This is a genomic window from Pseudomonas sp. DWP2-2 (genome assembly GCF_049897065.1).
In the GTDB taxonomy this organism is placed as follows: domain Bacteria; phylum Pseudomonadota; class Gammaproteobacteria; order Pseudomonadales; family Pseudomonadaceae; genus Aquipseudomonas; species Aquipseudomonas paracarnis.
The window spans coordinates 31,455-51,697 of record NZ_JAFCVN010000015.1; the positions used below are offsets into that span (position 1 = coordinate 31,455).

Annotated in this window: 18 protein-coding genes and 1 pseudogene; 9 read left to right on the forward strand and 10 right to left on the reverse strand. The window is 59.6% G+C overall.

Translation table 11 applies throughout. The annotated features are described in order from the left end of the window. Window positions 1-24: 24 nt before the first annotated feature. The 8 genes from ACP7CZ_RS24120 to arnC are packed head-to-tail and all read right to left on the reverse strand — an operon-like array spanning window position 25 to window position 9,339. Entirely contained in the window at window positions 25-1,647 is a 1,623-nt protein-coding gene (locus ACP7CZ_RS24120) for an ArnT family glycosyltransferase (protein WP_236454237.1), read from the reverse strand. Further along, window positions 1,648-3,030: a UDP-glucose dehydrogenase family protein gene (locus ACP7CZ_RS24125; RefSeq protein ID WP_034127447.1), complete on the reverse strand. Its 1,383-nt coding sequence runs from the start codon at window positions 3,028-3,030 to the stop codon at window positions 1,648-1,650. Beyond that, window positions 3,027-3,440, reverse strand: a complete 414-nt coding sequence (arnF, locus tag ACP7CZ_RS24130; RefSeq protein ID WP_294165513.1) for a 4-amino-4-deoxy-L-arabinose-phosphoundecaprenol flippase subunit ArnF — start codon at window positions 3,438-3,440, stop codon at window positions 3,027-3,029. Before arnF ends, ACP7CZ_RS24125 begins: the two co-directional genes overlap by 4 nt. After that, a complete protein-coding gene (gene arnE / locus ACP7CZ_RS24135; protein WP_032897302.1) occupies window positions 3,437-3,784 on the reverse strand; it encodes a 4-amino-4-deoxy-L-arabinose-phosphoundecaprenol flippase subunit ArnE in 348 nt (115 codons plus the stop codon). The genes arnF and arnE overlap by 4 nt, the downstream gene beginning before the upstream one ends. Beyond that, the gene (gene arnT / locus ACP7CZ_RS24140) at window positions 3,781-5,436 is read right to left on the reverse strand and encodes a lipid IV(A) 4-amino-4-deoxy-L-arabinosyltransferase (protein ID WP_294165515.1); all 1,656 of its coding nucleotides are present in this window, start codon (window positions 5,434-5,436) and stop codon (window positions 3,781-3,783) included. The genes arnE and arnT overlap by 4 nt, the downstream gene beginning before the upstream one ends. Next, a complete protein-coding gene (gene arnD / locus ACP7CZ_RS24145; protein WP_054896502.1) occupies window positions 5,433-6,317 on the reverse strand; it encodes a 4-deoxy-4-formamido-L-arabinose-phosphoundecaprenol deformylase in 885 nt (294 codons plus the stop codon). Before arnD ends, arnT begins: the two co-directional genes overlap by 4 nt. Then, entirely contained in the window at window positions 6,317-8,308 is a 1,992-nt protein-coding gene (gene arnA, locus ACP7CZ_RS24150) for a bifunctional UDP-4-amino-4-deoxy-L-arabinose formyltransferase/UDP-glucuronic acid oxidase ArnA (protein WP_294165518.1), read from the reverse strand. Before arnA ends, arnD begins: the two co-directional genes overlap by 1 nt. Further along, window positions 8,305-9,339 carry an undecaprenyl-phosphate 4-deoxy-4-formamido-L-arabinose transferase gene (gene arnC, locus ACP7CZ_RS24155; protein WP_054896500.1) on the reverse strand — a complete coding sequence of 345 codons (1,035 nt, stop codon included), beginning with the start codon at window positions 9,337-9,339 and terminating at the stop codon, window positions 8,305-8,307. The genes arnA and arnC overlap by 4 nt, the downstream gene beginning before the upstream one ends. Before the next feature lie 411 nt (window positions 9,340-9,750). On the opposite strand from arnC, the gene ACP7CZ_RS24160 reads away from it, so the two are divergent. Both ACP7CZ_RS24160 and ACP7CZ_RS24165 read left to right on the forward strand, forming a co-directional pair. After that, window positions 9,751-10,563, forward strand: a complete 813-nt coding sequence (locus ACP7CZ_RS24160; RefSeq protein ID WP_294165523.1) for a M949_RS01915 family surface polysaccharide biosynthesis protein — start codon at window positions 9,751-9,753, stop codon at window positions 10,561-10,563. Window positions 10,564-10,671: 108 nt separating this feature from the next. Further along, window positions 10,672-11,586, forward strand: a complete 915-nt coding sequence (locus tag ACP7CZ_RS24165) for a site-specific integrase (RefSeq protein WP_034127441.1) — start codon at window positions 10,672-10,674, stop codon at window positions 11,584-11,586. Between the two features lie 96 nt (window positions 11,587-11,682). On the opposite strand, the gene ACP7CZ_RS24170 is transcribed toward ACP7CZ_RS24165, so the two are convergent. Next, complete coding sequence (locus tag ACP7CZ_RS24170) at window positions 11,683-12,894, reverse strand: multidrug effflux MFS transporter (RefSeq protein ID WP_054896498.1); 1,212 nt, start codon at window positions 12,892-12,894, stop codon at window positions 11,683-11,685. A 157-nt stretch (window positions 12,895-13,051) separates the two neighbouring features. On the opposite strand from ACP7CZ_RS24170, the pseudogene ACP7CZ_RS24175 reads away from it, so the two are divergent. Both ACP7CZ_RS24175 and ACP7CZ_RS24180 read left to right on the forward strand, forming a co-directional pair. Further along, window positions 13,052-13,807: pseudogene (locus ACP7CZ_RS24175) on the forward strand (MCP four helix bundle domain-containing protein); the annotation flags it as partial. Between the two features lie 132 nt (window positions 13,808-13,939). After that, a complete protein-coding gene (locus tag ACP7CZ_RS24180; RefSeq protein ID WP_370712708.1) occupies window positions 13,940-14,665 on the forward strand; it encodes a methyl-accepting chemotaxis protein in 726 nt (241 codons plus the stop codon). 119 nt (window positions 14,666-14,784) lie between these two features. On the opposite strand, the gene ACP7CZ_RS24185 is transcribed toward ACP7CZ_RS24180, so the two are convergent. After that, on the reverse strand, window positions 14,785-15,123 hold the full coding sequence (locus tag ACP7CZ_RS24185) for a hypothetical protein (RefSeq protein ID WP_294165527.1): 339 nt from the start codon (window positions 15,121-15,123) through the stop codon (window positions 14,785-14,787). 746 nt (window positions 15,124-15,869) lie between these two features. Here ACP7CZ_RS24185 and ACP7CZ_RS24190 point away from each other — a divergent pair. The 5 genes from ACP7CZ_RS24190 (at window position 15,870) to ACP7CZ_RS24210 (ending at window position 20,213) form a co-directional block, all read left to right on the forward strand. Further along, window positions 15,870-16,703: a phytanoyl-CoA dioxygenase family protein gene (locus ACP7CZ_RS24190; protein ID WP_054896447.1), complete on the forward strand. Its 834-nt coding sequence runs from the start codon at window positions 15,870-15,872 to the stop codon at window positions 16,701-16,703. A 13-nt stretch (window positions 16,704-16,716) separates the two neighbouring features. Next, window positions 16,717-17,133, forward strand: a complete 417-nt coding sequence (locus ACP7CZ_RS24195; RefSeq protein ID WP_054896446.1) for a RidA family protein — start codon at window positions 16,717-16,719, stop codon at window positions 17,131-17,133. A 90-nt stretch (window positions 17,134-17,223) separates the two neighbouring features. Beyond that, window positions 17,224-17,886: a TetR/AcrR family transcriptional regulator gene (locus tag ACP7CZ_RS24200; RefSeq protein WP_054896445.1), complete on the forward strand. Its 663-nt coding sequence runs from the start codon at window positions 17,224-17,226 to the stop codon at window positions 17,884-17,886. A 186-nt stretch (window positions 17,887-18,072) separates the two neighbouring features. After that, the gene (locus ACP7CZ_RS24205) at window positions 18,073-19,557 is read left to right on the forward strand and encodes a flavin monoamine oxidase family protein (protein WP_054918971.1); all 1,485 of its coding nucleotides are present in this window, start codon (window positions 18,073-18,075) and stop codon (window positions 19,555-19,557) included. Then, a complete protein-coding gene (locus ACP7CZ_RS24210) occupies window positions 19,557-20,213 on the forward strand; it encodes a c-type cytochrome (protein ID WP_054896443.1) in 657 nt (218 codons plus the stop codon). Before ACP7CZ_RS24205 ends, ACP7CZ_RS24210 begins: the two co-directional genes overlap by 1 nt. Window positions 20,214-20,243: the final 30 nt, after the last annotated feature.

Below are 20,243 nucleotides of genomic sequence, written 5' to 3' on the forward strand. Positions count from 1 at the left end.
CTTACAGTGCAGCGGGCAAAGCACTCAAGGCGTCGTGGCTTTTGCCAAGTGCAGCAACACATACGGATTTTTGTCGAACGCTGCGGTGAGCGTCGGCGTGATTGAGCGCAGGCGCGGATCGTCCAGTGCCTGGAAGTCAGCCTGGCTCATGACCAACCATGCCGGCGCCTGGACCGGTTTCAATTCGGCAGGCAGTTGGGTAAACAGCGGCACCTTGTCGCAATCGAAGTTGACCATGAACTTGATAGCTTTCGCGTCTTTGCCCAGTGCATGCAACACCAGCGGCGCCGGTTGCTGCTGAACGTGCGCCTTGACGGCAAGGCTGAAGGTGCGGGTGTCGTACACCTGACGTTCCAGGGGTTCAACCACCATGATGTAGGTGGTCCAGAGGGCGAGCACGGCGGCCAAGGCGGGGCCGTAGGTGCGCAGCCGCGAGCGGAGCAATGCCAGCAGGGCCAGCACCTGTAGCGTGCCGAGCACGACGAAGATCAGCTCAAGGTCGGCCAGCGGTTCCGGGTAGCGCCGCCGCGCCACCATCAAGCCAATGGCCAACAGCGTTGGCAACAGCGTCCAGATGCCCAGCATCAAGGCGCGTAGCCACGCAAACTGTCGCCCTTGCGTGACCGCGAAGGGGTACGCGGCAATGATCGCGGCCATCGGCAGCATCGGCAGGATGTAGCGCGCTTTCTTGGCTTGAGGTACCGACAGGCCCAGCATCACCAGCACAGCCGCTGCCGCGCAGTAGAGCACCAGCTTCAAGGCCGGGGCCGGTGCGCGTCGACCGTCCATCAGCACCGCCAGCAGCACTAACAATGCCAGTGGATAGGCCAGGGCGTAGTTGCCCAGGGAGCTGGTGAAGTAATACAGGACGCCGCCGGAGCCTTCGCTGCCATCCATTCGCCCCAGGAACTGCATGCGAATCACGTCATGCATGAAGTCTTCGCCGCCGCTGAGCTTGGCCAGCAGCAGCAACAGACCGACGCACGCCGCCAGCAGCGCCAGTGCCAGCAGGCCGAAGCTGAACAGCTGGCGCCACTGGCGGTTGATCAGGTAATAGCTGCACAACACGCCCGTAGGGATCACCAGGCCGATCGGGCCACGGATGGCAAACCCCAGCAGCAACAGCAAAAACACCCAATGCAGGCGCTTGGCGGCAGCGAAATGATCATGGGCATAGCCTAGGTAGAACACCGCCAACGCCACGGCGGCGAGCATCTGGTCGAGGGAGACTGCACGGGTTTCGCTGATGAACGTACTGCTGAGCAGCAGCATCGCAATACTCAGCAGGCCCCAACGTGGCGAGTAGGGCGCCGTGAGGCGATAGACCAGCACCACGATCAGCGCCGAAGCGACCGCCGTGGGCAGCCACGCCGTCAGGCTGGTGACCTGGCCCAAGGGTACCGACAGCAGCCACGTCAACAGGGTCGATGTCGCCAGGTAATCGGCATACGGCTGACCATAGGTGGTGGGAAAGAAACTCGGGCCATGGCGCAGCATTTCCTGGGCAAACAGCACAAAGCGCGAATCAAAGCCGATGATCGCCTGGTGCCAGTTGCCGACGATAAACAGCAGCAGCGCCAAGAGCCCAAGCCCCAGGGACTGGCGACGGATCGTTGCGCGCTGCCCGGACGGTAAGGCGATGTTCACTTAGCAAGCGTCCTTGACCTGTTCCACCCAGTTTTGCTGGGGGATCGGTAACTCGCAGGAGTCGCCGCGGCCGATGGGGAAGTACTTGAAGCCTTTGCGCGTCAGGCGCTCGCCGTCGTACAGGTTGCGGCCGTCGAAGATCACCGGGGTTTTCAGGCGCTGGTGAATCAGGTCAAAGTCCGGCGCCTTGAATTGCTGCCATTCAGTGCACACGATCAACGCATCGGCGCCGCCCAAGGTGGATTCCGGGGTGCCCATCAGCATCAGGCGCGGGTCATCGCCGTAGATGCGTTGGGTTTCCTGCATGGCTTCAGGGTCAAAGGCGCGCACATTGGCGCCGGCAGCCCACAGGGCTTCCATCAGCACGCGGCTGGGGGCGTCACGCATGTCATCGGTGTTGGGCTTGAAGGCCAGGCCCCACAGGGCAAACGTCTTGCCCTTGAGGTTGCCCTGGAAGAACGCGTTGATGCGCTCGAACAGCTTGCTCTTCTGGCGCTGGTTGATGGCTTCCACGGCTTCGAGCAGGTCGCTGGAGCAGTTGGCCTGCTTGGCGCTGTGGATCAGGGCGCGCATGTCTTTGGGGAAGCACGAGCCGCCATAACCGCAGCCAGGGTAGATAAAGTGGTAGCCGATGCGTGAGTCGGCACCGATGCCCAGGCGCACCGACTCAATGTCGGCACCCAGGTGTTCAGCCAACTCGGCGATCTGGTTGATGAAGCTGATCTTGGTGGCCAGCATGCAGTTGGCGGCGTACTTGGTCAGTTCTGCGCTGCGCAGGTCCATGAAGATGATGCGGTCGTGGTTGCGGTTGAACGGTGCGTACAGGTCGCGCATCACGTCGCGCACCTCTTCACGCTCGCAGCCGATGATGATCCGGTCCGGGCGGCGGCAGTCGGCAACGGCGGAGCCTTCCTTGAGGAATTCCGGGTTGGAGACGATATCGAACTGCAGCTCACGGCCGGCGGCGCGCAGGTTATTGAGGATGTGGTCGCGCAATGTGTCGCCAGTGCCGACCGGTACAGTGGATTTTTCCACCAGGATCACCGGCGCCACGCGATGGCGGGCTACCGCATCACCCACCGACAGCACGTATTTCAGGTCGGCCGAGCCGTCTTCATCCGACGGCGTGCCCACGGCAATAAACAACACTTCACCGTGCTCGACGGCGAGTTTTTCGTCGTGGGTAAAGCGCAGGCGCCCGCTTTCCAGGTTGTCCTTGACCATGGCTGCCAGGCCCGGCTCGAAGATGGTCACATGCCCCTTCTGCAGCGATTCGACCTTGTGCTTGTCAACGTCCATGCAAATGACATCGTGACCGACTTCGGCTAATACAGTGGCCTGGACCAGACCAACGTAACCACTACCAAATACACTGATTTTCATGGGGTATTCCTGGGACTTGAGGTGCTAGCACGACGAGAGTTGATAACCAGTACGCCGAGGATGACCAAGGCCACCCCCAGGGTTTTTGAAAGCGAAAAATCTTCGTTGAACACCGGCAGGCAGGCGGCCAGCAAATACACCAGCGCGTAGCTGATACTGAGCAGCGAATAGGCGCGGCCCAGGGGTAAGTGCTTCAGTGCGCCGAGCCAGCACAGCATCGACAGCGCATAGGCGATGATCGCCAGGATCACCGCGCCCAGGGCGCCCAGTTCGATGCTGTTATCCGTGAAGGCCGCCAGCCATTGGGTGGGAAGCGGCAGGCGCGTCATGCTCCAGCGCATGCCCAGTTGGGCACCACTCACCAGGCCGACACTGCCCAAAGCCAGGGCGAAACCCCGCACGCGACTCATACCTGGCGCCCCAGCAAGACCACGCCGGCAATCACCAGCCCCACGCCCAGCCAGTGACGGCCATCAATGGGTTCGTGAAACACAAAGCGCGCCATCAGCGTGACCAGCACAAAATTCAGGCTGAGCATGGGGTAGGCAATGCCGACTTCCAGGCGCTGCAACACCAGCAGCCAAACCAGCAAGCCCAGGCCCAGGCACACCAGCGCCGACCACAACCACGGCGAGCGCAGTTTCAGTGCCCAGCCGTCTGGCACGCCGCGCCAGCTTTCCACGGCGAATTTTTGCGAGACCTGGCCCATGCAGGTCAGCAGGCAGGCCGTGAGCAGTAGCAGCAGGGTGATCATGGCGTGACCTGCGGGAAAATCAGGATCACGATCTTGCCTTGCGCATAACGCTTGCCGTCAGTGGGCAGCAGTGCGAGTTCTTCTTTTTCGCCGGTGCTATTGACGCGCATCACCACGCCCACCGCGCCGGTACGCCGGGTTTCGGCCATCCACGCCTGGATGCGGTTACGGTCGACCAGACGCGGGGCCGTATCCTCGTAAGCCAGGCCGTACTTGACCTCACCCGAGGTGTTGTACAGCGTGATATCGGGACGCTTGAGGCGCCAGGACAGCGCCGAGGCGGCGCCCAGGTCGTTGCTCAGCAGGGCAACGCTGGGTTGCAATTCGTCGATGTGATCAATGATGAACTGGTCCGGGGTCTTGTTGTAAACCACCGAATGAGGCAACGCCGCAGGCACCAGCAGCACCAGCAATCCACTGCCGATCAGCGGCGCGGCCCACAATGCCAAAGGGCGCGCCGCTTGCAGCAGATTGACCATGATCCAACCGAACAAAAAGATGAACACCAGCACCAGGCTGAGGGTTTCTTCTCCCGGTTCGTATACCGGCTTCTTCAACTGGAACCAGCTGAGGGCCAGCAAGACCAGCACGCCGATCACCAGGTTCAACCAGCCATTGATGCGCAGAACGCGGCCGTGGCCTTGAGCCAGTTTGTCGCTCAGGGCCGAGCCCATCAGCAAGGCCAGGGGGAGCATGCACGGCATAATGTAGGAGGGCAGCTTGCCTTTGGCCAAGCTGAAAAAGGCCAGGGGCATCAACAGCCACAGTAGCAGGAACGCGGTTTTCGGCACACGCCGTTGCAGCCAGGCCTGCTTGAACGCGGACGGCAATAGCGCAACCCACGGCAGTGCGAACCCTACCAGCAGCGGCAAGTAATACCAGAAAGGTTCGGCGTGCTGGGCGTCTTCACCGGCAAAGCGTTGGATGTGCTCGTGCCAGAAAAAGAAATGCCAGTAGTCCGGCTCTTGCAGGTGCACAGCCAGGGCCCACGGCACGCTGACCGCAATCGCCACCACCACGGCAACAGGGCCAAATTTGCACAACTCGCCAAAACGTTTTTGCCAGACGGCGTAGGGCAGGGCGACCAGCACCGGCAGCAACCAGGCCAGGAAGCCCTTGGTCATGAAGCCCATGCCGCACGCCAGGCCCAGCAAGGCCCAGGACCACAAGCGCGCACGCCGCGTGGTGCTGTCGAAGCAGAACCACAAGGCCACGCCGGTCAGGTTGACCCAAAAAGTGAACTGCGGGTCCAGGTTGGCATAGCCGCCCAGCGCAGCCACGCTGACGAAACTCATGTAGAGCAACGTGCTGACCAGGCTTTTTTGCGGATCATTCCACAACCGGCGAGAGACCAGATACACCAGCAGAATGCTCAAGCCGGTGCTCAACGCCGAGGCAAACCGTACGCCGAACAGGTTCTGGCCGAAGATCGCCTGGCCCAGCGCGATCATCCAGTAGCCGGCCGCAGGTTTTTCAAAGTAGCGAATCCCCATGAAGTGCGGCGAGGCCCACTTGCCGGTCATCAGCATTTCCTGGCTGATTTGTGCATAGCGGGTTTCATCGGGAATCCACAGGCCATGGGTGGCCAACGGCAGCAGGTAGAACACCGCAAACGCGAGCAGGAGCAGGGGCAAGGCCCAGCGGCGGATCATGCCTGCTGTACTCCAAGCCAGCCCTCGCGGCCGCTCAAGGCGCCGCGTACCAGCTGTTGCTGGGGCAGGGTGGTCACATCCGTGGGCAACAGTTCGCCCAAGGGTTTGAAATCAATGCCGCGCTGCCCTGCCTGGGCGAGCAACTGGCGAAAATCATTGGCCATCAGAATCCCTTCTACTTCTGCGTGGATCGTATAGACGTTCAGCTTCGACGCGCTGAACCTGTCGAGAATGAAACGGTTGAAATCGTTGGCAGCCACCACCGGCCCGACGACTTCGTCGAAGGTCGGCAGGTCTACCGGAATTTGTGGGGTGCCCGCACTGCCATCGGCCAAGGTTGGTCGAAACAGGCTGGTGCCCCGGCAATCGCTGTTGTAGCGAAAGTTGAAGCCTTGCTTGGCTTGCACCACGCGCTCATCGGCACGCCAGCCGGCGGCCGCTGAACAGTCGACGCGCTCGCCGAGGATGTCGCTCAAGGTGTCTACGCCGCGCCGAATCTGCTCGACCAGCTGTGCCTCGCTCCAACGCCCGGTGTTGGCCTGCCAGCCATGGTGGTCCCAGGCGTGCAGGCCGACTTCATGCCCGGCGGCCTTGGCCTGGCGCATCAAATGCCCCAGGTCGCGGCCAATCGGCTTGCCTGGCCAGGCGGTGCCGGCCAGCAAAATATCCCAGCCATACAGGCCGGCAGCGTTGGAACGCAGCATCTTCCACAAAAACTGCGGGCGGATCAGGCGCCACAAGTGGCGCCCCATGTTGTCCGGCCCGACACTGAAGAAGAACGTCGCTTTGACCCCAGCTTCGGCCAGGGAGTCGAGCAACCGTGGCACACCTTCACGGGTGCCGCGGTAGGTGTCGACGTCGATGCGAAGACCTGCCTGCATTACTTTTTATCCGCAATTTCAAGCATGGCTTCACGCAAGAAGAAATCGAGCGTGTTGCCGATGGTTTCGCTCATCTGCACGCTCGGCTCCCAGTTCAGCAGGCGCTTGGCGTTTTCGATGCTCGGCTTGCGGTGCGCCACGTCCTGGTAACCTGTGCCGTAGAACGTCTTGCTCTCGACGTCGCGGAAACCGGCGAACGGCGGGAAATTGTGGCGCAGTGGGTGAGCCTCGAACTGACGCAGCAGTTCTTCGCCCAACTGGCGAATGCTGGCTTCGTTTTCGGGGTTGCCGATGTTGATGATCTGGCCGTCGCAGACGCCATTGTCGTTATCAATGATGCGCGCCAGGGCTTCGATGCCGTCGGCAATGTCGGTGAAGCAACGCTTCTGCTCACCACCGTCGAACAGACGGATCGGCGTGCCTTCCACCAGGTTCAGGATCAGCTGGGTAATGGCGCGGGAGCTGCCGATACGCGCCGAGTCCAGGCGGTCCAGGCGCGGGCCCATCCAGTTGAATGGACGGAACAGGGTGAACTTCAGGCCCTTGTCGCCGTAGGCCCAGATCACGCGGTCCAGCAGTTGCTTGGAGACGGAGTAGATCCAGCGTTGCTTGTTGACCGGGCCCACCACCAGGTTGGAGGTGTCTTCGTCGAAATACTGGTCTTGGCACATGCCATAGACTTCGGAGGTCGACGGGAAAATCACGCGCTTGTTGTACTTGACGCAGTAGCGCACCAGCTTGAGGTTTTCTTCGAAGTCCAGTTCGAACACGCGCAGCGGGTTACGGGTGTATTCGATCGGCGTGGCGATGGCCACCAGCGGCAGCACCACGTCGCATTTCTTGATGTGGTACTCGATCCACTCGGTGTGGATGCTGATGTCGCCTTCCACGTAATGGAAGTTCGGGTGGCTGCGCAGGCGCTCGATGGCGTCGGAGCCGATGTCCAGGCCATAGACTTCGTAGCGGTCGTCACGCAGCAGGCGCTCGGACAGGTGGTTACCGATAAAACCGTTCACGCCCAGGATCAGCACACGGGTACGGCGCGGCTTGCGGCCCGACTCGGCGCCGCGCAGCACGGAACCGTCTACCAGGCCCAGTTCATCGGCCAGGGACGGGCCGGCCAGGTACAGGCCGTTTTCGTTGCGCTGGCCGAACTTGACCACCAGGGAATCTTCACCGCAGGCAATGCGCAGCGGGTTGACGCTGATTACACGGCCAGGCGCCAAACCTTCGTTGCCCTTGACCACGTCGGCTTGCCACACGATCAGCTTGTGCTCGCCCACGGCGCAGAAGGCGCCGGGGTACGGCTGGGTCACTGCGCGTACCAGGTTGAACAGTTGCTCGGCAGGTTTTTTCCAGTCCAGCTTGCCATCGGCGGCGGTGCGACGACCGAAGTAGGTGGCTTTGCTCTCGTCCTGGGCGGTTTCGCTCAGCTTGCCCTGGGCCAGCTGTGGCAGAGCATCGCGCAACAGGGCAGTGGCCGCCTCACGCAGCTTGGCGTGCAGGCTCAGGCCGGTATCGCTGCGCTCGATGGTGACTTTTTGCTGGGCCAGGATGGCGCCGGCATCGGCACGCTTGACCATGCGATGCAGGGTCACGCCGGTTTCGGTTTCGCCGTTGACCAGCACCCAGTTGGCCGGGGCGCGGCCACGGTATTTAGGCAGCAACGAACCGTGCAGGTTGAACGCGCCTTTGCGGGCGGTGGCCAACAGCGGCTCGCTCAGCAGGTTGCGGTAGTAGAACGAGAAGATGTACTCCGGGTTCAGCTTGGCGATGCGTTCGATCCACAGCGGGTGGTTGGCGTCTTCCGGTGCATGTACCGGGATGCCATTGCGGGCGCAAAGTTGGGCGACGGAACCGTAGAAGTTGTTTTCCTTGGGGTCATCGGCATGGGTGAACACGGCGGCAATGTCGTAACCGGCGCTGAGCAGCGCTTCAATGCCTGCGCAGCCAATATCGTGGTAGGCGAATACAACAGCTTTTGAACTCATGACTGGACCTGATCCGAAGAAGAAGTAGAAGTATGGGAAGACACCAGGCCGTCGACCACGACGACTGGAGCCGGTGCTGCCGGTTGGTTGCGCAGCACTTTTTCAATAAAGAAGCGTGGGCGGGCACGTACATCGCTGTACATGCGGCCCAGGTATTCGCCCAGCAGGCCCATGCCGATGAACTGGCCACCGGTGAACACAAACAACACCGCAAACAGCACGAACAGGCCATCACCGGCCCAGTCGGCGCCGAAGGCCAGGCGCATGACGATCAGGGCAAAGGCAAACAGCACGCCCAGCGCCGCCAGGCTGAAACCGACGATGGACAGCAGGCGCAAGGGCGTGGTGGTCATGCAGGTCAGCAGGTCGAACATCAGGCTGATCAGGCGCATGGTGCTGTATTTGGATTCGCCGTGCTCACGTTCGGCGTGGTGCACCAGGATTTCCGTGGTGTGGCGGGCGAAGCCGTTGGCCAGGATAGGAATGAACGTGCTGCGCTCACGGCAGGCGAGCATGGCGTCGACGATGGTGCGGCGGTAGGCACGCAACATGCAGCCGTAGTCGGTCATGGCCACGCCGGTAGAACGTTGCACGGCGAGGTTGATCAAGCGCGACGGCCAGCGGCGGAAGGCCGAGTCCTGGCGGTTATTCCGCACGGTGGCAACCACGTCGTAGCCCAGGGCAGCTTGCTCGACCAGGCGCGGGATCTCTTCCGGCGGGTTCTGCAGGTCGGCGTCAAGGGTGATCACCACTTCGCCACGGCACTGTTCAAAGCCGGCCATGATCGCCGCGTGCTGGCCGTAGTTGCGGTTAAGGATCACCGCTACCACATTGCTGCCGTCTTCCGCGGCGGCGTCTTCGAGCAGTTGGGCCGAGTTGTCGCGGCTACCGTCATCCACCAGGATGATTTCGTATTCGTAGGCCAGATGCTTGCAGGCTGCCGTGGTGCGACGCAGCAACTCAGGCAGGCTTTCTTGTTCGTTGTAGACCGGGATAACGATCGACACGCAATGAATAGGGTAGGGTTTCAAAGATTCATGACCTCGGGCTAAAGCGACTTCAAGCGTGAAAACGGCAGCGTTCATTGGGCAAAACTACAGCCCGCAGGTTACAAAACGGGGCTAAAGATGATGCGTTTTCAATAGGTTAGTCGATAATCCACGGATTGCTCTCAAGTGTTGCCTACAAGGTTAAGCGCAAAAATGTGCAACGAATATGAAAGGCGGATGAAAAACTCGTTTATTTGACAGGCAGACAGCTAGGGTTCAGCTAAGTAATCAAGGCGTTACATGTAGGTCTCACAGGGCGACATCGGAGCTTCGTACAAGACGCTTGGTTCAATCTGAGCGAGGCGATCAGCCCAATGCTCGCCCTTCAACAATCTTCTCTGCATTAGCGCTCAAGTGCCGGTAAAGTAAGCCCTCTCTTGCCAGGGTACTCGGATGAATAGCGTGCAGCTTTTACGCGGCCAGTTGCGGCCAGCGCTGATGGGATTGTTGATGACGGTGGCCTGTGTCACCAGCGTGCGGGCCGATCAAGGCGTCGCGCTGACCCCACTGGACCAGGTGCCGGACGGGGTGGAAGTGCGCGGCAAGCAGGTCGCGGCTTATACCTGGGATGACCGCCAAGGCAAAAACCTGCTGGTACTCGCCGAGCAAGTCGGTGAGCGCGATGACGATGGTACCCAATCGGCCTTTGTCTACGCGGCGCAATACGTGCTGGGTGGCGAGCGCCCCAAGCGCGTGTGGATGCTGTACGACGATGTACAGCACTGCGAATTCGACGCAGGGCTGCGCTTTGACCGGGCTGCCACCAAGGTCACCGACCTGCTGGGCGACGGCAATACCCAGGCCACGGTCGGTTATTCGCGGGCCTGCACCAGTGATGTCAGCCCCAACGAATTCAAGTTGATCATGCATGCCGGCAAGTCCGAGAAGTATCGTCTGCGTGGCCTTGACCGCGTGGGCGCCAGTTGGTGGGACGAGGACGCTGGTGCCTTGCGCGGCATGCCCCTGCCCACCGACTGCAGCGTCGCGGCGCAGCAAGCGCTGGTCAGCCAATACAAGGAGCAGGGCACCGAACTGCCCCTGCCAGGCTGCTATGGCGACGAGAAGGACTTTGCCAAGGCGCCGGACAGTTACCTCGCTTTTATGCGCCAGCAGTGGTTCGCGCTGATGCAGCAACAGGACGCTGACTGGAGCCAATCCCAGGCCCAACCCCAGCCAGCCAGCGAAGACGACGAATCGGCCCCGTGATTTTGTGCCAGGGCCGGTCCTGGGTTAGACTCGGCCTTCGCCAATCCACTAAATACATCGACTAATCAAATAGTTGGTCGGTGTATTTAATCCAAAGGCTGATCTACCTTGACCGAGTCCATTTGCAACCCACTGACCCTATATCTCACCCGCCTGGCGCCTTCCAGCCAACTGACCATGCGCTACGTGCTGCAGGATGCCGCCGACCGCTTGGGTTTCGAAGACCTCAACCTCGAAGAGATTGACTGGCACCTGCTGCAGCCTGAACACGTCATCGCACTGGTGGCTGCCTTGCGCGAGGACGGCTTAGCGCCGAACACTTCGTCGCTGTATGTGAATGCGGTGCGCGGGGTCATGAATGAAGCGTGGCGCATGAGCTTGATCAGCCAGGACCACCTGTTGAAGATGCGCTCGGTCAAGGCCACACCTGGCACGCGCCTGAGCCAGGGCCGCAACCTGCGTCGCACCTTGATCCGCGAGATGCTCGACGTCTGCGCCGCCGACCCTCGGCCCCAGGGCCTGCGGGATGCAGCGGTGATCGGCCTGTTATATGGCTCGGGCATGCGCAAGTCGGAGTCGGTGAACCTGGACTTGGCACAGGTCAACTTTGACGAGCGCAGCTTGCGCGTGATCGGCAAGGGCAACAAAGAGTTGGTCAAGTACGCGCCGGACTGGGCGTTTGCCAAGCTGCAAGCCTGGCTGGCGTTTCGTCGCGAGCACCTCAAGGAAGGCGAGCAGGACGACAGCTTCCTGTTCAACCGCATCCGGCGAGGCAGCCATATCACCCGAGAGCGGATCACCAAGCATGCGATTTACTACATCGCGCGCCAGCGCGGCGATCAAGTGGGGGTCAAGATCATGCCCCATGATTTCCGTCGTTCGTTTATCACCCGGGTGATCGAGGAGCATGATTTGTCGATTGCGCAGAAACTGGCGCATCACACCAACATCCAGACCACTGCCAGCTATGACGTGCGTGACGACAATGAGCGCCGGCGGGCGGTGGACCGATTTGATTTGTAGGCTTGTGGATACGCCACGATTCAAATGTGGGAGCTGGGTTGCCTGCGAAGAGGGCCTCACAGGCAACCAGAATGTTGAATCTGCCTGCTCCTGTGCTCAAGAGGAAGGCGGGACGCTTGAGGTCAAGTGAGCCGGTAAGCGCCGCAACGTCCACAAGGTGGTCAGCATCGCGGCAAGCGCACACAGCGCAATACCGATCAACATCGGCGCCGGTGTATGGTCGGCAAAGATACCCACCAAGGTCATCGCCACAGCCGCTGTGACCATCTGGATCGCACCCAGCAGTGCAGACGCAGAACCTGCCACCGCACCATGATCCTCCAGCGACAGTACCCCGGCCGCCGGCAATAGCAGGCCAAGAAAGCCGAAACCGATAAACAACAGCCCCATCATCAAGCCCAGGCTGTCACCCCACAGTGTGGTGCCCGCCAGCAAGCTCATGACCGCCGCCACGCCCACCACCGACCAGCGAATCAACGGCGCCAGGCCAAAGCGGGCGCTGAGGCGGGCGGTCAATTGGCTCATGGCGAAAAACGAGGCCGCGTTGAGCGCAAAGCACAGGCTGAACTGGGTCGGTGTCAGGCCAAAAAACTCGATGTACACGAAGGGCGCGCTGCCGATGAACACGAAGAAGGTGGCCAGACCAAACCCGCACACCACCGACAAGCCCGTAAAGACCGGGTCGCGGAGGAGGGCGCCATAACTGCCGAACGCCTGGCCCAGTGTCTTGCCCAGGCGGCGCTCGGCCGGGTGGGTTTCTGGCAGTTGTACTGCGGTCATCACCAGACACAGAACGGCCACCACCGCCAACACGGCAAACACTTCGCGCCAGCTCCAGATCGAAATCACCACGCTACCGGCCAGTGGCGCGAGGATCGGCGAAACACTCATCACCAGCATCAACAAAGCCATCAGACGCGCCGCTTCATGGCCGGTGTACAGGTCACGGACAATCGCCCGTGGAATCACCATCCCCGCACAGGCACCGAACGCCTGCACCGCACGAAAGCCAATCAACACTTCGATGGTCGGTGCCAGCGCGCAGCCGACACTGCCAATGGCAAAGATCACCAGGCCCGCATAAATCGGCGGTTTACGCCCGAACACATCGCTGAGGGGGCCGTAGAACAACTGGCACACGCCGATAATCATAAAGAACACCGTCAAACTCATCTGCACGGCCGCCGGCGAGGCCTGGAGGCTGGCGCCCAGGGTGGGCAGCGCCGGCAGGTAGATGTCGATTGCAAACGGGCCGACGGCGGTGATCAAGCCCAGCAACAGGGCGAGACGGGCGATACGTTGAGGCATTTGGCAGATCCAGGTAGAGCAACGGACGGTCAGCTTAAGGGAACCGCGCAGATCCGCAAACTTAGGCTTCACTAACAAGCAACAGCTGCCGATACAGCTAGCAGCGACATTGAAACGGTTGGGTTCCCAACCGGCGTTCCTGGCACGGGGTACCACTATGACGATCAAATTACGCTTGGTGCTGTTGATTGCGACCGGGTTGCTCACGGCTTTGATCATGAGCCTGGCTGGCTACCTGGGCAATACGCGGATGGCCGATGCGGTACAGGACAACGACGTCAGCATGACGGTACTGCGCAACCACATGGAAGCCGACATGATGCACGACGCCCTGCGTGCGGATGTACTGTCGGCGATGTTGGTCGGGCTGAGCAAAAGCACCAGTACGCCGGCCGAGGTCAACAGCTCGATCAAGGAGCATGCCGAGCACTTTCGCGAGGTGCTGGCGGACAATCTCAAGCTGCCGTTGGACGCCTCGATCAAGGCCAGCCTGGAAAAAATCAAACCCAGCCTGGACACCTACATCAGTGCCGGCGAGCGCATCGTCGCGCTGGCCCTGGAGAATCCAGAGGCCGCACGAGGGGAACTGCAGACCTTCAATGCCGCGTTCAGCCAGTTGGAAGAACAAATGGCGGCGTTGAGCGAACTGATCGAAAACAATACCCAACTCACCAGCACTGGTACCCGTCAAACCATCAGTAACGCTAACTGGACCTTGATTATTGTATTGGGGGCGAGCCTGCTGTTGCTGCTGGCACAAGGACGTTGGGTGACCCTGAGCATCATGGGGCCGTTGCGCACCGCCAGCCGTATTGCCCAGAGCATTGCCCATGGCAACCTGAGCGAGCCGATTGCCGAACCCAAGAACCAGGACGAAGCCAGTGCACTGATTCGCAGCCTGGCGACGATGCAGCGGGATTTGCGCGGCATGATCGAAGTGGTTCGCAGCAATGCCCATGGCGTGAATGGCATGAGCGAGCGCCTCAGCCAGGGTTGCCATGAAGTGGCAGGCAGCAGCCAGCAACAAAGCGTCGCCGCCAGCACCATGGCCGCCGCCGCGAGCGAAATGACCGCCAGTATCGAAGAAATCACCCGTCACGCCCAACGTGCCCTGGACATGGCCAGTCAGGCTGAAACCCTGGCCAAGGACGGCGGCCGGGTTATCCACCAGGTGGTCAGCGACATGGACGGCATCGCCCGTTCTGCCCAACAGTCGGCGCAAGTGATCCGCACGCTGGACAAGGAGTCCGAGGCGATCTACAGCATTATCCAGGTGATCAAAGGGATTGCCGACCAGACCAACCTGCTGGCCCTGAACGCCGCCATCGAAGCCGCCCGCGCCGGTGAACAAGGGCGCGGCTTTGCAGTCGTGGCCGACGAAGTGCGCAGCCTGGCCGGACGCACCAGCGCCTCCACTCAGGAAATCGCCAGCATGGTCGGCAGTATCCAGCAAAACACCCGTGAAGCGGTGATCAGCATGGAGGAGGGTGTTGCCCAAGTGGACAAGGGCATGGCGGTGACTGCCGAAGTGGAACGCGCCATTCGCGAGATCCTCCAGGCCACGTTGAGCACTACTGAATTGGTCAATGATATTTCTCGCACCATCAGTGAACAGAGCTTGGCCAGTAATGAGATTGCTCATCAGGTGGAGAGGATTGCGGGGATGTCGGAAAGTAACAGTCGGGTGATTGGCGAGACGGCGTCGACGACGGATGAATTGTCGAGTTTGGCGGGGAAGCTATCGCAGTCGGTGGATCGGTTTAGGCTTTGATGGATAACGATCAGATATAACTAAACTAAATAGTCATTTAGTTTAGTTATAATGCATATGAATATGTACGGAGGCGAAGGGACCAGAATTCATGGCCCTCCATCTAATTTACGCGTGTATCACCAGGTTCGTCGGGTAACACTGCCCTGAGTCTGGTCGAATTCGCCTTGGCTCACCGTAATCGGTGCACCAATGCTCAAATCATCCGAATCTCGCTGCCAAAGCCTGAAAATCGGTTTGCCGGCCTGCTCCAAAACTACTAGGTCATCTTGGGTAGGTGGACTGACAATACTGTATTCCTCAGTGATTCCTGGGTATCCAAAGCTAACTGAAGCTGTGCCTTGATCAAAATCAGCGATTCGTTTTGGCTCAACATGAGCATCGACTTCAAGTGTGAAAATGTCCATTTCCATTGAGTCTGATTTGTTCTTGCGCGTGAAGGACAACTTGAATTTCATCCATGACCTCAATTATCGGTAGCTGTAGTTTGAGCGTGTAGATTCTCATGACGTGCTCGGATAAGCCAACCGTGACGGAGTTGTCGTCAGGTGTCGCGAGCCTGTTTGACTTACGCTTTACTGATATCCAGGTACGGGTTGCTGCCAAGTGATCGAAGCCTGTGCCAGGCTCGAAATCTGACCACCAGAGCCCCCCAGCTCCGCATAGGACGGTTCGCATAATGTATATTATGTTAAATAATGTATTATGTCGGATATGTTCATAAGCGACGTAAGTCACTGATTCGACGAATTCGTTATTACGCCTACTCTCCCAATGAGCCATGTCCATAGTGCTCATGACGAGTCCTCTTCAGGTCAACGACTACCGCTGCTCGGGCAAGCTGGTGACGCGCGCCGTTGCCCATGCTTGTCCGCTCATGTACGTCCAACTCAAACTCAGGCGCCGCGTTTTCAATACTGCGGCGGCGCATCTACGAGCGATCCAGGCTTTCTATAGCTACGCAAAAAGCCGATACCTGGATAAGGGCTGTGCGCTCAGACAAGGTGATGCTTGGCACCGAGTGAGGACTGCGCAGCTGAAACCCTCATCTTTGATCGTGACGGCGCCGTTGCTGGTATGCACAGATCTTCAGGATTCTGTCATCGTAATGGCTCTTCATAATTAACATAACTGTCGTTGTGTTTAATTTTGAGGGCTGCTAGCATCGAAATTGCCACGTGGCATTTTCGAGGAGAAAGCTCTCATGCAACTCTCTGTGCGAAAGGCGTTCCTGGAAGACGGGGCCGTCCTGATCAAAGGTTTTCTGAACAAAGATCAATTGGCTGAGTGCCGGGCAGCCTATGACTGGGCAGTCGAGAATCACGGCCCTCATGCAACCCGAATGTTCGACGGGACTGAGCAACAGTCCCATGTTGACAATGCCAACCCCGTCGCCAAAGCCCGTCTTGAAGAACTCGTAACCTCCCTGCCCTTTGGCCAGCTGTTTGCGCAGCTCTGGGGCTCGGAAAACGTGTGGTACTTCGCCGAAGAGGTGTTTCTCAAAGCAGGTGGGCGCGGGTCTCGCACGCTTTGGCATCAGGACACGTCTTATCTACCATGGGCCGGAAGCCACTGGGCCAATGCCTGGATCAGTTTTGAATCAGTGCCGAAGAAAAACGCTTTGGAAATCGTTCGAGGTTCGCACAAAGGACCACGCTACGACGGCACTACGTTTCGCGATCCTAACGATCCGACTCAACCGCTGCATGGCGGCGACGCATTACCACGCCTGCCGGATATCGAGGCGCTGCGCCAAAACGATCCCGAATCATTCGACATCATTTCGTGGGCTACCGAGCCTGGCGATATCGTCTTGCTGCATCCGGGTTCACTGCATGGTGGCGCTCCAGTGGATGAAGCTTTCCCGGATCGTCACACCTTCGTTTTCCGTTTCTTTGGCGACGACGCCACCTTCCATCCTTTACCAGAAAACAGCGCGAGCGGTTACCCGCAGCAAGGCGTGCTGTTTACTGAAGAGCTGTCGACCCTGAAAGCGGGAGACGGCTTCCGCCACCCAACGTTCCGCCAATTAATATAAAAGGAGCATTGCCATGAACACTCAAGTCCTGCAGCGTCAGTCCTTCAACCCTGGTCACACCCAGGCAATCTACGACAACTTCCACTTTTCCCAGGCAACACGCGTCGGCAACATGATCTGGGTGTCCGGCCAGGTCGGTATCGACGAGGCCATGGTTCCCGCCGAAGGCATCCAGGCGCAATCCCATCTGGCGTTTCAGTCTTTGCGGACCATCCTCGAAGCTGCCGGCGCAAGCCTGGCTGATGTCGTCGAGTTGATGACGTTTCATACCGATCTGCAGGGCGAAGTGCACGCCTTTGGACAGGTAAAGGACGAATACTTCCCTGAACGTTATCCAGCCTGGACCGCTGTCGGCATTTCACAACTGGCAATGCCGGGCTTGCGCGTGGAGGTTCGGGCCGTCGCGGTGATTGGCAGCGGTCGAATCTGAACGATTGCATGATCGCGACGTGCCAAGCCAAAATGGCGTTCGCAGCCGCTGCCGGCTCAACGCCTTCAACCAACGGAATCACTTTCTCTCATGCATGATGCTCAAGCGCCTTCCACGGATAGTCAGCACTCCAAAGACAGTGATTCAGCGCCCGCCCCACGTCGCGGCCGCCCGGTAGGTAACCGTCTGGAAAAACGCGGTGAACTGTTGACTGCAGCCATCGAAGTCATTGCGCAGGAGGGTTATGCCGGGACGTCTCTGCGCAAAGTTGCCAGCCATGCCGGCTGCACCACGGGCGCCGTGACCTATTACTTTGCCAATAAAGAAGAAATGATCACGGCGGCGGCGCAGAGTCTGTTTGACGAGTTCGATCACTTGCTGGATGCCGATCAGGAAAAAGTCGATATCAGGGCAATGATCGAGCAGTGGTTGAACCTGACTCAAGCCAACGACTCGGCGCGTTGGCTGGCCCTGTTTCAGATGCTTGCACACGCCCGGCACGAACCGGTGTTTGCCGACGTAATCCAGAAACGTTACTCGCGCTTTCGCGAGGATCTCGCAAGCATTCTGGGCAAAGGACAAACCCAGGGCATCATTCGCAAGGACATTGCTGCCGATCTGCTCGCCGATCAGCTCAGCGCGCTGAGTGACGGCTGGATGATGATGTTGCCAATCGAGCCAGAGCGATTTGAAGCCAAACGCAGCAAGGCCTTGATGGATGCGGTCATCACGCTGATCAGCCCCGCTCGCTAAACCCTACCCTGCCCTCAGGCATCCAGAAGATTCGCTTCATTTGCGCAGCGAATCCTGCTTGATGGCGCCCGCCTATCTCTCACCCCCTCGGTTAATCGCCATTGCGCCGATTTCACTTTGCTGAATTCCTGTTCCGTCATATATTTGCATAACATCTGTGATTATAACTAAAAGACGGAGGTGACGATGGATGCGGATCTCGATGAACTGTCGACGCAATCACGACAGCGACGATTGTTATTGCAAGCGGTTGGAGGCTCGGCCCTCGCCGGAGGGCTCGGTGTCACCGGGCGTGCGATGGCGCAAACCCAACCTTTAGACACCTCGATACTGGATGTGGTGATCATTGGCGCAGGCCTGTCCGGGCTTACGTCTGCCAGAGACCTCCAGGCCGCTGGCTGCGAGTCGTTTGTCGTGCTTGAAGCCCGCGATCGCGTCGGTGGTCGCACCCTTAACCATGACCTAGGCAATGGCGTAATCTGCGAGGCCGGTGGGCAATGGATCGGCCCCGGTCAAACGTCAATCGCCGATCTGGCCAGACAGCTTGATGTCGCAACCTTCCCTACGTACTACAAGGGCAAGGCGGTCTATCTGATAGACGAGGTAACAGTCCAAGAGGACGTCAGCGATGGTCCGAATTCCAATACTGACATCGTCGCAAAACTGAACAAACTCGCCGAAGGCGTCCCCAGCAAAGCGCCGTGGAAAGCCAAGGATGCGGGTGAGCTGGACAAACTCTCGATTGGCCAATGGCTGGCCGGGCAAGGCATCAGCAATGTCGACAAGATCGGCTTCAACATGTCCGTGAGCCTCACCTTCGGTACCACGCCGGCCGGCATGGGGCTCCTGCATTACCTGGCGATGATCAACTCCTCTGACTGCCGTCTCGAAAAGCTCGAAGGTGTCCAAGGGGGTGCACAGGAATCACGTTTGGTAGGCGGCTCGCAAATCCTCAGCTTGAAGATGGCGCAAGCTCTCGGAGAAAAAGTCCGATTGGCGTGCCCAGTGCGCAAGATTGTCGGTTGGGATCGTGATGTCGTCGAGTTGCATACCGATCAGGGCATCATGCGCACGCGGCAGGTGATTGCCGCGCTGAGCCCGGCGCTGTGCAATCAGATCGTCTTCGATCCACCCCTGCCCTCCGGGCGTGCCGAGCTGCATCGGCATTGGCCGGCCCATGCACCGATGCGCAAGACCGTGCACGTCTATGAGCGCCCGTTCTGGCGCGACCAAGGCCTCAACGGCCAGATCGTGCAAGTGGAAGGTCCGCTGATCTGGGCCTTTGACAATTCGCCGGAGGACGCCAGCCTGGGTGTGCTCAGCGGCTTCGTCAGAACTGGCCAATTACCCCATGACCCCAAAACCGCGCAGGACACCTTGTCGGCGATCTACGCCAGCGCCATGGGCGAACAAGCCCTGCACCCGATTCAGTTTCATGATCTGGACTGGGGCAAGATCGACCCGTGGAGTTTGAGTTGTATTTCCCCCATGCCTCCCGGTTTCTGGACGCAATGGGGCGAGTATCTGACGCCGGCGGTCGGCCGCATGATCTGGTCGGGTACCGAGACTGCGCAGATCTGGGCCGGGGCAATGGACGGTGCAGTCCGCGCCGGACATCGCGCGGCAATGGAAGCGCTCCAGGCGTTACTTCAACCTCGGAGGAACGCCTGATGAAGCGGATTATGATGGTTGGAGCCATCGTCGTGAGCGCAGCGTTGGCCGGATCAATTGCGATGTATGGACCGGAACTGTGGGCGGGCTATCGTTTCATGCAGGCCGTGGATCAGCACGACGCTGCATACCAGGCCAATGGCGGTGCGTGGCCACAGTTACAGGACACCTGCGCGCTTTGCCATGGCGCTAACGGTCAACCGCGCGACGCTCAATACGCAGCGCTTGCAGGGCAGACCGCAGCGTACATCGAAAACCAGTTGCACGCGTTTGCCGAAGGACGTCGCCACAGCGCACAGATGGAGCCACTGGCGGCCAATCTGACGGACGAGCAGATCAAACGTCTGGCCGCCTATTTTTCCGAACAGAAACCTGGTGTGACTGAAGTCCCGACGAAGGATGATGCGCTGGACCAGCGCGGTCAGCGTGTGGTCGCCGCCAACGGGTGTGCAGCCTGCCACGGCGAAAAACTCTCTGGCGGCCCCCTGGCTCCGCGTATCGCCGGACAAGGGCAGCTTTATCTGAGCGATCAATTGAGCGCTTTCAAGTGTGGCCAACGCACCGATCCGACGCAGGCCATGAATGCCATGGCGGGCACCCTGTCCGATGAAGACATCAAGGCCGTGGCGCATTATCTGGCCAAGCTGAACCCTTGATCCTGCACGGGCAAGGATGCCCCCCGTCCT

Excerpts from the sequence above, each read along its gene's own strand:
- ACP7CZ_RS24125 (WP_034127447.1), bottom strand. The coding sequence starts at position 3,030 with ATGAAAATCAGTGTATTTGGTAGTGGTTACGTTGGTCTGGTCCAGGCC.
- arnF (WP_294165513.1), bottom strand. The coding sequence starts at position 3,440 with ATGAGTCGCGTGCGGGGTTTCGCCCTGGCTTTGGGCAGTGTCGGCCTG.
- arnE (WP_032897302.1), bottom strand. The coding sequence starts at position 3,784 with ATGATCACCCTGCTGCTACTGCTCACGGCCTGCCTGCTGACCTGCATG.
- arnT (WP_294165515.1), bottom strand. The coding sequence starts at position 5,436 with ATGATCCGCCGCTGGGCCTTGCCCCTGCTCCTGCTCGCGTTTGCGGTG.
- arnD (WP_054896502.1), bottom strand. The coding sequence starts at position 6,317 with ATGCAGGCAGGTCTTCGCATCGACGTCGACACCTACCGCGGCACCCGT.
- arnA (WP_294165518.1), bottom strand. The coding sequence starts at position 8,308 with ATGAGTTCAAAAGCTGTTGTATTCGCCTACCACGATATTGGCTGCGCA.
- ACP7CZ_RS24160 (WP_294165523.1), top strand. The coding sequence starts at position 9,751 with ATGAATAGCGTGCAGCTTTTACGCGGCCAGTTGCGGCCAGCGCTGATG.
- ACP7CZ_RS24170 (WP_054896498.1), bottom strand. The coding sequence starts at position 12,894 with ATGCCTCAACGTATCGCCCGTCTCGCCCTGTTGCTGGGCTTGATCACC.
- ACP7CZ_RS24180 (WP_370712708.1), top strand. The coding sequence starts at position 13,940 with ATGGCCGCCGCCGCGAGCGAAATGACCGCCAGTATCGAAGAAATCACC.
- ACP7CZ_RS24185 (WP_294165527.1), bottom strand. The coding sequence starts at position 15,123 with ATGAAATTCAAGTTGTCCTTCACGCGCAAGAACAAATCAGACTCAATG.
- ACP7CZ_RS24190 (WP_054896447.1), top strand. The coding sequence starts at position 15,870 with ATGCAACTCTCTGTGCGAAAGGCGTTCCTGGAAGACGGGGCCGTCCTG.
- ACP7CZ_RS24195 (WP_054896446.1), top strand. The coding sequence starts at position 16,717 with ATGAACACTCAAGTCCTGCAGCGTCAGTCCTTCAACCCTGGTCACACC.
- ACP7CZ_RS24200 (WP_054896445.1), top strand. The coding sequence starts at position 17,224 with ATGCATGATGCTCAAGCGCCTTCCACGGATAGTCAGCACTCCAAAGAC.
- ACP7CZ_RS24205 (WP_054918971.1), top strand. The coding sequence starts at position 18,073 with ATGGATGCGGATCTCGATGAACTGTCGACGCAATCACGACAGCGACGA.
- ACP7CZ_RS24210 (WP_054896443.1), top strand. The coding sequence starts at position 19,557 with ATGAAGCGGATTATGATGGTTGGAGCCATCGTCGTGAGCGCAGCGTTG.